Genomic DNA, 13,335 nt, shown 5'->3' with positions numbered 1-13,335 from the left:
GCACGGAAAACGGGCCTGGCGTTGTTTACTAGTCCTTATGACCTATGGCTATCAGCTGCCGGACATGACACGATAAATGCCGAAGGCCGCCAATCGGGCAGTTACTGGCAAATTCGGCGAGGGGAAATGCTGGGCAAGATCGGGGAGGTCTCCCGAGGAAGACGTCGGTTCATCGCTTCGGCTGTAATCGGCGCGTTTAGCCTTACAAGCTGCTTGCTCGCCGCTCCGGCGCAGGCCGGGACGATACCGCCGGGCAAGACGCCGACGCTGACGCAGGATATCTGGTCCGGGTATTCCGCATATCCGGCCAGTGGCTACATCAATTACGTCGAGGCCAGCTGGAAAATCCCGCTGAAGGTTGACTGCCCGGCCCTCGGCGCCCCGCGCGTGGCCGTGTGGGTAGGCATGTGGGGCGGGCTTTCCTCGATAAGGGCGAAGCCGCAAACGGCATGGCTGCCGCAGATCGGCACCGTCTCCCAGTGCTCAGACGGATTGCGCTCTGACTACGCCGTCTGGGAGATACCCGGACCCAAGGGTAACAACCAGCAGGTGATCTCCGGCGTGGCCGTTCATCCCGGCGACATGATCTACGCCTCAGTGGAACTCGAGGTGACCCAGCCGCTCGACCCGAACGCCAGCGTGCCGCGGACATTCGCCTTCGATATCGTCGACGACACGGACGGCGCGTCCTGGTCGGCAACCGAGACAAGCGGCGGCGGCGCCGCGCTGAACACTATCGCCCGCCAGGCCGGCGCAATCGTCGAAGACCAGCCCGCCTGCTCGATCCTGCACATCCTCCACTGCCAGAACCCCGTCGCCCTCCTGGGTCACGGGCTGGCGAAGTACAGCCCGCCTGTCACCTTTACCGGGATCTACATCAGCCAGGTCGGCGACGTGCAAAGCCCCTGGAAGTACTACGAGTGGATCATGAAGGACACCAAGAGCGGCAAGCAGCTAGCAGACAACTCGCGGCTGTCCTACAACAACGGCCGGGGCTGGTCCTACTCCGTGAAGTGGGTGACGCAGAGCTAGGGCTTGCCGGCCCCTCCAGATTGGCGACGAAGGCGCGGGCCCCGTCCGCGACCTGAGCTCCCGCAGATCATGGGGCATCCCATCGCTAGCGGCACCCGACTTGCCAGAAAATAAGTTCTGTACTAGAACTAATAATAGTTCTGTAACAGATGCAGCTGGAGCGATGATGGCAAGACTCGCGCAAGCATGCGCGAACACGATCCGGACCGCGCGGGCTCAAGCGGAGCTCGCCTGATGCCGTCAGTCGCCGCGCTGCTGCGCGAGCCGGCCCGGCCCGCGGCGGTTCGCAGGCAGCGCATGGCGCCGTGGTTCGCGGTCGGAACGGTCTGTTTCGGCGCCTTCATGGGCCAGCTGGACGCGAGCGTCGTCACGGTCGCGTTCCCGGCGCTGCAGCGGCAGTTCCACGCCGGCCTGGCCGGGGTGCAATGGGTTTCGCTCGGGTACCTGCTCGCGCTCGTCGCGCTGCTCGTGCCGGCGGGCCGGTGGTCGGACCGGGCCGGCCGCAAGGTGTCGTACCTGTACGGGTTCGTGGTGTTCGCCGGCGCGTCGGCGGCGTGCGGGCTGGCTTCCTCGCTGGCCATGCTGATCGGGCTGCGCCTGGTGCAGGCGGCCGGCGCGGCGATGCTGCAGTCGAACAGCGTCGCCCTGGTGGTCACCAGCGTGCCCGGGCCCTCGCGCCGGGCGGCGCTGGGAGTCCAGGCCGCCGCGCAGGCGGTCGGCCTCGCGTCGGGCCCGGTGACGGGGGGCCTGCTCATCGCGGCGGCCGGCTGGCGGTGGATCTTCCTCATGAACGTCCCGGTCGGCCTGGTGGGGGTGGTGGCGGGCTGGTACCTGCTGCCGCGCACCCGCCAGCGGGCCGCCCGCGGGGGCACGGACCCGGGCGGGATGGTCCTGCTGGCGACCACGGCCGCGGCGGCGATGCTGGCCATCTCCTCGCTGTCAGGACTGGGCGTGCCGGCCTGGGCGCTGGCCGGCTGCGCGGCGATCGCGGTGGCCGCGGGGGCGGGCCTGTGGCGCTGGGAGCGCCGGTCCGCGGCACCGCTGCTCGACCTGCGGGCGCTGGCGACCGCCGGGATCGCCCCCGCGCTTGGCGGCGCGCTGTGCGCCTACCTGGTCCTGTTCGGCCCGCTGGTGCTGTTCCCGCAGGTCATCATCGATCACGGTGGCAGCGCCCTGGACGCGGGGCTGCTGCTCACGTCGCTGCCGGCCGGGTTCGGTGCCGCCGCCGTGGCGTCCGACCGGCTGCTTCCGAAGCGCTGGCCGAACCGCCGCCGGTGCTCCGCGGGGGGCCTGCTAGCGGCCGGCTGCGCCGCCGCGTTGGCGGTTCCCGCGCCGCATGCGGTATCTGTGGTGCTGCTCGGCCTGCTTGGCGTGGGCCTGGGAGTCTACACTCCGGCTAACAACGCCGAGATCATGGCGGCGCTCCCGGCCCGGGAGGCCGCGACTGGTGGCGGGATGGTGAACATGACGCGTGGCATCGGCACCGCGCTTGGCGTGGCCGTCGTGACGCTGGGGCTGCACACCGGGACGCTGCTCGCCGATCGGTCCGCCGGCCCGGCGCTTGCCCTGGCCGCGCTGGCGGCGGCCGCGCTCGCCGCGGCCTGGGCCGGTTCGCACGCCGTCCGGGCACCCGCCCCGGGCGCAACTGGCAGCGGGCAGCCCGCGGGAACGGACGGCCAACGGTGAGTTCCGCTGATTCCGGCCCGGCCGCCGGCGAGGGCGGAGTCCGGCCGGACGGGCTGGCCGAGGGAATCGCCCGGCTGCGCCGCGCGCTGCGCCGCGGCGCGCGTGTCGCCGACCCCGGCAACACGCTGGCCGTGGCACAGCTGGAGCTGCTCGCCGCGCTGGCCGAGCATCCCGGCTCGCGGCCAGGTCAGCTGGCCCGGCTGCTGAACATGCGGCCCAATACCGTCACGACGATCGTCAACGCGCTCACCGCGCGGGGCATGGTTCGCCGCGTCGCCGCCGAGGGCGACCGTCGCGCCGTCGAGCTGACCGCGACCGAGGCGGGCCAGCAGGCGGTGCTCGCGTGGCAGGCCACCAACGCCGCCGTGCTGCACCTGGCCCTGTCCACGCTGCCGGCCAGGCAGCGCCGGGCCCTGACCGCCGCCGGGCCCGCGCTCGATGCCCTGGCGCGGGCCGTCGACCGGCTCGCCGACACGCCCGGCGCGCAGGCGGAGCCGGGTCCATGACGCCCCGTCCGTGGCCGCCCGCGGCGTTCTGGCAGGCGGTGGCCGTCGGCGCCGCGCTGTGCGCGGCCGTGACGCTCGCGCTGCACCCGAACGCGCAGTTCGTGGCCGCCGGCGTGATAGCCGTCGCGGCGGCGGGCGCGGCCCAGTGGGAGGCGCTGGTGCGCCGTCAGGGGCGGTCCTCCGACATCGGCGGCCTGATCACGGCCGTCTTCGCGGTGGACTTCTTGCTCGTGTGCCTGCTCGGCCTCGCGGCGCGCGGCTGGCTGGGCTGATCGCCCGGCGGCGCCGTATCCACGACTATCCGGAACATGTCCGGGCGGAGCACGGCGGCGGTCATCGCGGCGGGCCACTGCCCGGAGCCGTAGCCGAACATGACCGTCACAAGGACGGCCAGCTGCCCGGTCGGCAGCCGGAGCCTGCGAGCCACCGACGGCGGCGGCAGCTGCATCTGGACCGCCGCCGAGTACGGCATGCAGTCTGGGCGGGTTCCCGGGTTCCCGAGGTACCCGGCGCCGGGCAGGACGAGCGGCAGCACGCCGCGCCCGGCGGCCGCCGCGAGCCAGTCCGCGGGGACGCGCGGGTGCGCCAGGTGCCTGGTCAGGTAGGTCGTCGTCACCGCGGCGGGCATGCCGTTCAGCGCCCACGCGAGCTGCAGGACGCAGACGGGCTCGCCGGCGGGGATCTTGAGCGCGCACGCGGCGTCTTCTGGTGGCGGCCGCCAGGACACGCCGTAGTTGAGGCAGGTGAGGGTCCCGCTCATCGGGTCGACGCGCGTGCCGAGCCGCGCCGTGCCCTCCAGGGGGATCAGGTACTCCACCGGGCTCGCCCGGTACAGCTGGCCGCTCGCCGCGCGGCGGACCAGCTGGCGGGAAACCAGCTCGTCGACGGCGGCGTTGACCTCGGCGATGCCGACGCTGTGCCGGCGGGCCAGCGCCGAAGGCAGCGGCAGCCGCCAGCCGGGCTCGTGACCGGTGAGCGTGGCGGCGATCCGGTCGGCGAGCACCTCGGCCGCCCGGCGCGGCTGGTCCCCGCCGCGCAGCCGGCTCCGGGGACGGGTCCCGGGCCCAGGCCGCCCGTCGGGTTCCGGCATGATCACTCCGCGTGCCGGCGCGAGATCGTGGTGACCACCCGGCCGACCGAGATGATCACCAGCACGATGACGAACAGCAGCAGAGCCGCGTCGTAGGACAGGTACACCGACGACTGAGCGGGATCGTCGTAGAAGGCCCAGATCGCGTAGGTGAGGTAGCCCACCGGCGAGTGGGTGAGCGCCAGCGACGGGTTGCTGACCGACCAGTTCGCGGTGTACAGCAGCGGCGCGGTCTCGCCCACGGAGACCGCCAGGGCCACGAGCAGCCCGGTGACGATCCCCGGCGTGGCGGCCTTCAGCACGATCTTGCGCAGCGTCCAGCCCAGCGGGATGCCGAGCGCGTCGGCGCCCTCCCGGTAGGAGACGGGCACCTGGGCCAGCGAGGTCTCCACGGCCTTGGTGATGTAGGGGATGGCGAGCACGGACAGCACCAGGACCGCGGGCAGCAGCCCGTATCCCCAGTGGAAGCGGACCACCAGGGCCACGTAGCCGACGTATCCCAGCACGATCGAGGGGATGCCCGCGAGGACCTCATAGCAGCCGCGCAGGAAGCTGCGCCGCCTGCCGGTCGCGAACTCGGCGAGGTAGATGCCGGTGAGCAGGCTGACCGTGCCGGAGACGATGAGCACGCCGAGGGTGATGGCCAGGGTGCCCGTGATGGCGTTCTCGAGCCCGCCGCCGTTTCCCGACGTCACCGTCGTGAGCACGCTCCACTGGAAATGGGGGACCGCCCTGGCGATCACGCCGCCGGCCAGCCAGACGGTCGGGGCTATTACCAGGGCCAGGCACCCGAAGCACAGGATCCAGAACGCGGCGTTCGCCAGCCTGCGCCGCAGCGACACCGCGGGCATGTCGCCCGGCCTGCGGACACTGATGAGATCGCGGCCGCTCATCGCTACAGCCCCCGTCCCACGGGAAGCGCGGTGCCGGAAACCTTGCGCACGAGCAGCCGGGCCGCCACGTTGGTCGCCAGCGTGATGACCATCAGGACGAGGGCGCACTCGGCCAGCGTCTTCAGCCAGAACCCGGTCGCCTCGCCGAGCGCCCCGTCGAGCTGGTTGACGATCGTGGCGGCGAACGTGGTCATCGCCGAGTAGACGTTGCTTGGGTACGAGCCCGTGATGGACCCGGAGACCATGGCCACCGCGATCGTCTCGCCGAGCGCCCGGCCGAGGCCGAGCACGATCGCGCCGATGATCCCCGATCCGACCCAGGGCAGCGTCACGCGCCGCGCGCACTCCCAGTCGGACAGGCCGAGTGCCATCGCGCCCTCCCTGGGCAGGATCGGCACCTGCCTGATGAGGTCGCGTGCGGTGGCGGCGATGATCGGGATGACCATGATGGCGAGGATCAGGCCGGAGTTGAGCAGTCCGAGGCCGGTGCCCGTGCTGCCGCCGAAGAACTTCAGCACGGGGACGTCCGGCATGTTCCGCGCGATGACCGGGGCGACGTACCTGGAGATGAACGGGCCGAAGGTCAGCACGCCCCACAGCCCGATGATCACGCTGGGGATCCCGGCCAGCAGCTCGAGGAACACCCCGATCAGGTTGCCCAGGCGGCGCGGCAGCCGCTCGACGATGACAAGCGCCGCGCCGATCGACACGGGGACCGCGATGACCAGCGCGATCGCCGAGCTGGCAAGCGTGCCGACGATGAGCGGCCCGGCGCCGAAGTCGGAGCCCTGCGGGTGCCGGACGCCGTCGGTGATGATGACCGCCCCGTACCCGCTGCCGGGGTTCCACGCGCTCGAGGTGAAAAAGCTCCAGCCGTTCAGGCGGATGGCGGGCAGTGCCTCGAGGATGAGGGAGACGAGGATGAAGGCGAGCGCGAGCGCGGGGATCAGCGCGCCCGCCCCGCCGAGCCACCGGATGAGCCCGGCCTCGCTCAGCCGGGCACGCAGGGCCGCCCGCACAGGCGCGGGGCCGGCCATCGTTAGCTGCCGATCTTCGCGAGCAGGGCCTCGGAGACCGCCAGGGCCGTCGAGGGCAGCGGCTGGAAGTTCACCTGGGACAGGTACTTGCTTGAGTTGCCCGTGGTGATCGCCCAGTAGAGCAGGGCCTTGATGTCCTGCGCCTTGGTCGCGTTCGGCTGGGTTGAGTTAACGATCGCGTATTCGTAGTTGATGATCGGGTAGGCGCCGGACGCCTTGCTGTCGATCAGCGAGATCGCGCCGCTGGCCGGGATCGAGGAGAAGCTCGCCGCCGCCGCCGCGATCGTGGCGGCGGTGGGCAGCTCGTACTGGCCGGCCCCGTTCGCCACCTCGGCCTCGCCGAGTCCCGCCGCGGTGGTCTTGGACTTGTAGCTGATGCCGATGTAGGCGACGCAGCCGGGGTTGTCCTGGCAGCCGGCCACCATGCCGCTGTTGCCCTTGAACGCCAGCTCGCCGGCCACCGACGGCCACGCCACCGTCGTGTCGTAGCCGACCGAGCTCGACCAGGCCGAATCCTGGTCGGACAGGTAGGTCGTGAACAGGAACGTGTCGCCTGAGCTGTCCGAGCGGTGCAGCGGGACGATCTTCATGGCGGGCAGCGTCACGCCCGGGTTGAGCGCCGCGATCGCGGGGTCGTTCCACATGGTGATCGTGCCCTGGTACATCTCGGCGAGGACCGTTCCGTTCAGCTTCAGGGTGCCCGTGAAGCCCGGCAGGTTGTAGGTGACCATCTGCGCCGAGATCGCCAGCGGGATGTTCAGCAGCGTCGGGTACTGACTTACGTCCGACGGCGACAGGTAGGCGTCGGACGCGCCGATGTCCGCGGTCCCGCCCGCCGCGGACGAGATGCCCGTGCCCGACCCGGTGCCCGCCGTGGTGATCGTCACCTGCGGGTAAGCGGTCTTGTAATCCGGCACCCACAGGTTGAACAACGGGTAAAGCAGCGTGCTGCCGGTTTCCGACAGCGACACCGACGACGACGCCGGAGCGGTCGGCAGCGCCGTCGACGAGGGCGGAGCCGAGGATGAAGACGACGATGATGAGCTGGCGCAGGCCGCGAGCGCGATCGCGGCCAGGGCGGCGATCGCCGGCGGGGACAGGCGCCCCAGGCGCCCTAGGTGCCCCAGGCGCCCCAGCCTGCTGGCTGACTTATGAGGTGTGCGTTGTCTCGTTGCCACCGTGGGATACTCCCTTTGTTAGCTGTTCCTTGCTAGGTGTTCGCACGTCCGTTACGTGCGGGGTTGTGTCCCTGCCGTGCGCGAACGCTGACGGCAGCTACATCCGCCCGGTCGCGCTGCAACGCGGCCGGCGGTCCTTTCCCCCGGGCGCTCGCGACCGGGGGAAAGCCTGTTGTTCAGCCGAAATGGCCGCTGACATAGCGGGCCGTCTCCTCCTCGGCCGGGTTGCCGAAGATCTGGCCGGTCTCGCCGTGCTCGACGACCCGGCCGTTGTTGAGGAACACCGTGCGATGCGCCACCCGCCGCGCCTGGGCGAGGTTGTGGGTGACGATCACGATGGTCAGTTCCGGGGTCAGGCCGCGGATGAGCCGCTCGATGGACTCGGTGGCCACCGGGTCGAGGGAGGAGGTCGGCTCGTCGAGCAGCAGCACGCCCGGCTTGACGGCCAGCGCCCGGGCCAGGCACAGCAGCTGCTGCTGGCCGCCGGACAGCCGGAACGGCGAGTCCTTCAGCCGCCCGGACAGCGCGTCCCACAGCCCCACGGCGCGCAGCCGCTGCTCGGCGATGTCCCGCAGCTGCGCGCGCGGCACCCGCTCGTAGGCCCGCACGCCCGCGACCACGTTGTCGGCGATCGACATCGGGAACGGGTTCGGCCGCTGGAAGAGCATCCCGACCTTGCGGCGCAGCGCCATCGGGTGCAGCGCCGGCGACCAGATGCTCAGCCCGCCGAGCGTGACGTCGCCCGTGCGCCGGTAGCCGGTGATCTTGTCGTTCATCCGGTTCAGCGTGCGCAGCAGGGTCGACTTGCCTGAACCGGTCGGGCCGAGCAGCGCCGTGATCTTGCCCGGCTGGAAGTCGAGCGTCACGTCGCGCAGCACCGTGTTCGGACCGTAGCCCAGCGTCAGGTCCACGGCCGACATGCCGACCGCTCCCGCCGCGGGGGCGGGGCCCGCGGCGGTCCGTTCGGTCGGGTCAGAATCAATCGGCATCGGCTGCCTCGCCCTCAGCTTGCGGATTGCTGGTGATTCCCTCGCTGTTTGCCTCTGTAGCAGAACTTTAATTACTTCTATCACAGATAGGAAAGTAGTTCTATAACAGATACAAGTCGAGACCAGGCGCGGCGAACCGGCGGGAATTCACCTGCGCGCCATGCAGCCGCAACCTTTCGTTCAGGATAAAAAAGATGATTTCCCCGAACGGTCCCGGCCGTCTCCCCAGCCCAAGCCGGTTCCCCGGCGGGGACTACCCGGTCTTGACGGCCTGCAGCGTGTAGCTGTGCGGGAGCCTGGACGGGTCGTCGGCGAGGCGCCATTCCCCGTCCCCGATCCGCGCCATCTTCCCGGGGAGCGCGTCCCAGGGGACGCTGTCGTGCTCGGCCAGGGCGGTGACCGCCAGTCCTGCCTCGAGCAGCGCCGTGACGATCTCGGCCAGGCCGTGGTTCCACACGTGCGTGACGTTGTGCGTGAAGGCCGCGTCGGTGTCGACGTAGGTGCCGTCCTGGTCGAACACCATCGGCTCGGCGCGCTCGAAGTACGGGTACCTGACCACGAGCAGGCCGTCGGCGCGTTCGTCGTCAAGCGCCCAGAGCATGGGGTGGCCTTCGCGGATGAAGAGCCGGCCGCCCGGGCGCAACAGCGCGCCGACGACTCCGGCCCAGCGGCGGATGTCAGGCAGCCAGCACAGCGCGCCGACGCCGGTGTACACGAGGTCGAAGCCGCCCCTGCCCAGGACGTCGGGCGCCGCGTAGACCTCGGCTTCGGCGAACGTCGCGTCGGCCCCGGTCGCGGCGGCGAGTTCGCGGGCCGCCGCGACGGCGGGCGCGGAGAAGTCCAGGCCGGTCATCGACGCGCCGAGCCGGGCCAGCGACACCGTGTCGGTGCCGATGTGACACTGCAGGTGAACCCCGCGCAGCCCGGCGATGTCGCCAAGGCGCGGCAGGTCGAACCGGACCACGTGGCTGAGGAAGCCCGGGTCGGCGGTGAACCGGCTGACGGCGTACCCGGGCGACGCCACGTGGGCGGGCACCCGCTCGTCCCAGTTCGCCCGGTTGATTTCCCGGTAGTCGGCCACCGTTTCGTCACCTCTCTTCATGCCATGCCGGGTAGCGCGGTCAGCCAGCCATCGAGGACCGCGAACGCGCGATCGCGCGCCGCCGCGCAGGACAGCAGCACATCATGGCAGGCGTCGTCGATGGGCACGGCCGTGACGTCGTCCCCGAGCCTGGCCGACAGCCTGACCATGGAGCCGACATCGAGCACGCTGTCGCTGCGCCGCATTTCCTCCAGGCTGGCCTTCCCGCCCGAGCTCCGTGCCGCGCACAAGACCAGGATCGGCACCTGGATGCCCAGTCCGGCCCGCACCCGGCGCTGCCCGTCGTGCACGGCCGCCAGCCAGCCCAGCCGCAGCCGTGTCCCCGCGGTCGACTTCCAGTCCTTGTTGAACTCCCACTCTCCGCCGTAGTCGACGTGCAGGCTCTGGCCGTAGCGGCCGGACATGCCGCGCGGGAAGGCGGCCGCGGGCCTGCGCGCCGTGATCAGCCGCAGCGTCGGGTTCAGCACCGCCTGGACGCCGGGCGGCACGCCCGTACTCAGGAACGGGCTGTTCAGGAACAGGCCGGTCACCCGGCTCCAGGCACCGGAGCCAGCCGCGGCCGCCAGCCACAGCGCGGCGATGAGACCGCCGGTCGAGTGGCCGCTCAGCAGCAGGCGGCCGTTCCCGTCGGCGGTGCCTATGATGTCGGCCGCGGCGTCTATCTCGGGAAAATAATCGCCGATGGCATGGCACAGATTCCGGGTCTGGCCGGACTGGCAGGCACGTCCGCACTTACGGATGTCGAGCGCGTAGAAACTGACGCCGCGGGCGGTGAAGAACTCCGCGACGTGCCTGTGGAAGAAATAGTCGTTGTAGCCAGGCAGGTAGAGAACCGCGCGCCCGCCGCCGCGATCCCGGCCGGCGCCTGCCGCGCCCGCCCGGTAGCGGATGAGCGTGGCGACGACGGGACCTTCGAAGTCCTCGCCGAGCGGCAGGTCCAGGGCTTCGTAGGGGGTGCCGAGCACGTCCGTGCGCGCCGCGGACCAGATGTCCACGCGCCTCATTAGTCGGCCTGCTCCAACGCGGTCTGCATCGGCCGGAACTTCACCTGGGTCTCGGCTAGTTCGGCGGCCGGGTCGGAGCCCGCCACGATGCCGCACCCGGCGAACAGCCGCGCCCGGTTCCCGGCGAGCTGCGCGCAGCGCAGCGCGATGCCCCACTCGCCGTTCCCGTTCGTGTCCATCCAGCCGACCGGGCCGGCGTACCGTTCCCTGTCCATGCTCTCGAGTTCCCTGATCAGCTCGACCGCGGCGTCCGTCGGGGTGCCGCCGACCGCGGCGGTGGGGTGCAGCGAGCCCGCCAGGGCGAGCGCGGACCGGTCGACGGCGAGCGTGCCATGCACCCGGGTCGCGAGGTGCTGCACGTTGGCGAACCTGACCAGCTCGGGCACCGTGGACAGTTCGAGGGTCAGGCACAGCGGGGCGAGCGCCTCGCGCAGGGACGCGGCGGCGTATCGGTGCTCCTCGTTCTCCTTGGCCGAGCCGACGAGCTCCGCCGCGAGCCTGGCGTCCGCGGCGGCGCTCGCGCCGCGCGGCATCGTGCCCGCGAGGACCAGCGAGCTCACCTCGCGGCCGTCCCTGCGGATCAGCAGCTCGGGCGTCGCGCCGACCAGCCCGGCGCAGGCGAACGTGTAGCAGTCCGGGTACCTGGCGGCCAGCCGGCGCAGCAGCACCCGGGCGTCGACCGGCGCGGCGGCGGACGCGTGCAGGTCCCGGGCGAGCACCACCTTGCGCAGGTCGCCCCGGGTGATCCGGCCCACAGCAGTGGCGACCGCCTGCTCCCACTCCAGCGCCGACAGCGACCCGTCGTGCCATCTGATTTGTTCCGGCGCGGTCAGCGCCCGCTGCCGCGCCGCGTGCCACGCGGGCTCGCCCGCGGGGGTGATCGTGGTCAGCCACCCGGTGCCGCTGCCATCACGCCCGAGCACCGCGCGCGGGACGATGAGCACCGAGCCTTCTGAGCAGTCGCCGAACGTGAAGCTGCCGAACGCGACAAGCCCGGATCCCCTGCGCCCGGCCTCGTCCCGGACGTCCGCGCCCTCGAACACCTCGCGCAGCCACTTCTCGCCGACGGTGAACCTGTCCTCGCCGGCGGGCAGTGTCACCCGGGCCGCCTCGCCCCATCCCGCCAGCCCGGTCCCGTGCCGAATCCACGCGAGGGCGGCTGGCTCGGGAAGCCTGCTGAGCAGATCGCCCGGATCGGGGACCACCGTGCAGCGCACCACGAGGTGCTCGCCTCCGTAGTCCCCGCCCGGCTGTCCGTCGGTGTCGCGATAGTTCCCGTACGGCTCCGCCATGAGAGGCAATTGTAATGGTCAGGTAAGGAATGGCGGCCGAGTGGCCGGGCCGCCGCTCCTTTGCGTCGCTCGATTCCTCCCGCTCACCCCCCGGCTCACCCCCCCGCCGCCTGCGCGGTCAGTCTTTCGGCGCGAGCATCCGGGCCATCGCGGGAAGCACGCCTGGCGCGACCCGGCAGTACACCCAGGTGCCCCTGCGCTCGGAGATAATCAGGCCCGCCTCCCTGAGCTTCTTCAGGTGATGGCTGACCGTCGGCTGTGACACTCCCACGTTCTGTATGTCGCACACGGAGGCTTCTCCGCTGTGGTGCGCGGCGACCCGGGAGAAGAGCCGCAGCCGAACCGGGTCGGCGAGCGCCTTGAACATCCCGGCCATGCGTTCGGCGTCTGCGGCCGAAAGCTCCGCCGCGCCGAGCGGCGGGCAAGGAAACTCAGCGACGGGTTCGGCGATGAGTTCCATCGGATTCGTCATGGGTAAATACTTACGCGCACCGGGGTCGCCTGCTACCGATCCGGCGATAACGTGACATCACGTATATCTAAGGCTCCCTGATGACCCGGATACCCTATTCACCGCGCATTCTTTCGGCGGTGGCCTCCGCCGGCGTGGGATCCGCAATCGCGGTCCGCTTCCCGGCGCTGAATCCGCCAGCCTGGCGAGTTTCCGCTGCTAGCCTTCGTTTTCGTGCGCCTTAGACCGCCTTAGCCGACCCCGGGCCCCGACTCGCTCCACTGTCATGTCGGGCGGCGCGACGCGATAAGTAGCAAGTTCTCCTATACGGCCCAAAAGGGCTACCCGGCAGTAACGCCCGAAAGGCCGCCCGCGCCGTCGGCGTATATTCTGTGACCGTTCCCATTTGCCTCGTGACCTGCTGCGACTCGCCCGCCGCCACCCGGCCGCCGCCACCCGCCCGGCTCGCGATTCCCGGCTCCCGTTTCACACTCCCGCCCCGGCCCACGGTTCCCGTTTCTCCCGGCCCGCCGCACGCCGCGGCCTGTCTTGCTGCCGGGTTGGCGGCGGCGGCCGGTCCGCCAGGCAACAGGGGACTGACCACCATAATCCCGGCAAATCGGACCCCGGGCTCTGTCTCACGTCTTGGGAAGGTCGCGTCCTGGTAACGCGCCGATCTGCCGCTAGCGGGGGCCGCCCTGGCAGCACTCAGCCGGATAAATGTGACAGTCAGCCGCCTATAACCGGCTCGATGCCACATTCATCCGCCGCGGGCCGGGACATCGCGGCGACCGAGAACCGGGCAGATTATGATATACAGGATAAATCGCTCACGGATGGATGCCGTGAGCGAGGCGAGCAGGCCGTTACGATCACGTGATTCGGGCCAGAGCCCCTCGCGCGGCGGACGACGCTCCACGGGCAACCTCCGCGAGCCCCAAGGGTAACAGGAGAGGCTGTCGTTACAGGAGGCTGAGCTGCTCGTGGCCCGCTGGAACTGTCGGCGGCGTCGGCGGCGTCGGCGGCGCCGACGTCCGGACGGCGGGGGAGCGGGGCAGCGCCCGCGCCTGGCGCG

General features: G+C 71.0%; 13 protein-coding genes. 4 read left to right on the top strand and 9 right to left on the bottom strand.

Translation table 11 applies throughout. The annotated features are described in order from the left end of the window. The 4 genes from Q1N79_RS02565 to Q1N79_RS02550 all read left to right on the top strand — a co-directional run. A partial coding sequence (locus tag Q1N79_RS02565; RefSeq protein WP_300603756.1) for a G1 family glutamic endopeptidase occupies positions 1–1,032 on the top strand: 1,032 nt, incomplete at its 5' end. A gap of 234 nt (positions 1,033–1,266) precedes the next feature. Further along, the gene (locus Q1N79_RS02560; protein ID WP_300603753.1) at positions 1,267–2,718 is read left to right on the top strand and encodes an MFS transporter; all 1,452 of its coding nucleotides are present in this window, start codon (positions 1,267–1,269) and stop codon (positions 2,716–2,718) included. After that, the gene (locus Q1N79_RS02555) at positions 2,715–3,224 is read left to right on the top strand and encodes a MarR family transcriptional regulator (RefSeq protein WP_300603750.1); all 510 of its coding nucleotides are present in this window, start codon (positions 2,715–2,717) and stop codon (positions 3,222–3,224) included. Before Q1N79_RS02560 ends, Q1N79_RS02555 begins: the two co-directional genes overlap by 4 nt. After that, a complete protein-coding gene (locus Q1N79_RS02550; RefSeq protein WP_300603747.1) occupies positions 3,221–3,496 on the top strand; it encodes a hypothetical protein in 276 nt (91 codons plus the stop codon). Before Q1N79_RS02555 ends, Q1N79_RS02550 begins: the two co-directional genes overlap by 4 nt. On the opposite strand, the gene Q1N79_RS02545 is transcribed toward Q1N79_RS02550, so the two are convergent. From Q1N79_RS02545 to Q1N79_RS02505, 9 genes are all read right to left on the bottom strand, one after another. Then, entirely contained in the window at positions 3,391–4,314 is a 924-nt protein-coding gene (locus Q1N79_RS02545; protein WP_300603745.1) for a hypothetical protein, read from the bottom strand. The two genes, Q1N79_RS02550 and Q1N79_RS02545, sit on opposite strands and share 106 nt — an antisense overlap. A gap of 2 nt (positions 4,315–4,316) precedes the next feature. Continuing rightward, entirely contained in the window at positions 4,317–5,207 is an 891-nt protein-coding gene (locus Q1N79_RS02540; RefSeq protein WP_300603742.1) for a PstA family ABC transporter permease, read from the bottom strand. Between the two features lie 2 nt (positions 5,208–5,209). Next, positions 5,210–6,244: a phosphate ABC transporter permease subunit PstC gene (gene pstC / locus Q1N79_RS02535; protein ID WP_300603739.1), complete on the bottom strand. Its 1,035-nt coding sequence runs from the start codon at positions 6,242–6,244 to the stop codon at positions 5,210–5,212. Positions 6,245–6,246: 2 nt separating this feature from the next. After that, complete coding sequence (pstS, locus tag Q1N79_RS02530) at positions 6,247–7,422, bottom strand: phosphate ABC transporter substrate-binding protein PstS (protein ID WP_300603736.1); 1,176 nt, start codon at positions 7,420–7,422, stop codon at positions 6,247–6,249. A 176-nt stretch (positions 7,423–7,598) separates the two neighbouring features. Further along, positions 7,599–8,411 carry a phosphate ABC transporter ATP-binding protein gene (locus Q1N79_RS02525; RefSeq protein ID WP_300603733.1) on the bottom strand — a complete coding sequence of 271 codons (813 nt, stop codon included), beginning with the start codon at positions 8,409–8,411 and terminating at the stop codon, positions 7,599–7,601. Between the two features lie 253 nt (positions 8,412–8,664). After that, a complete protein-coding gene (locus Q1N79_RS02520) occupies positions 8,665–9,513 on the bottom strand; it encodes a bifunctional 2-polyprenyl-6-hydroxyphenol methylase/3-demethylubiquinol 3-O-methyltransferase UbiG (RefSeq protein WP_300603730.1) in 849 nt (282 codons plus the stop codon). Next, positions 9,510–10,508: an alpha/beta hydrolase gene (locus Q1N79_RS02515; protein ID WP_300603727.1), complete on the bottom strand. Its 999-nt coding sequence runs from the start codon at positions 10,506–10,508 to the stop codon at positions 9,510–9,512. The genes Q1N79_RS02520 and Q1N79_RS02515 overlap by 4 nt, the downstream gene beginning before the upstream one ends. Before the next feature lie 8 nt (positions 10,509–10,516). Continuing rightward, positions 10,517–11,809, bottom strand: a complete 1,293-nt coding sequence (locus Q1N79_RS02510) for an isochorismate synthase MenF (protein ID WP_300603725.1) — start codon at positions 11,807–11,809, stop codon at positions 10,517–10,519. Between the two features lie 118 nt (positions 11,810–11,927). Further along, complete coding sequence (locus Q1N79_RS02505; protein WP_300603722.1) at positions 11,928–12,281, bottom strand: helix-turn-helix transcriptional regulator; 354 nt, start codon at positions 12,279–12,281, stop codon at positions 11,928–11,930. Between the last annotated feature and the right edge of the window lie 1,054 nt (positions 12,282–13,335).

It is taken from the genome of Trebonia sp. (genome assembly GCF_030042015.1).
In the GTDB taxonomy this organism is placed as follows: Bacteria; Actinomycetota; Actinomycetes; order Streptosporangiales; family Streptosporangiaceae; genus Trebonia.
Note: the sequence above shows the minus strand (reverse complement) of the source record. Positions and strands in the feature narration are given on the sequence as shown.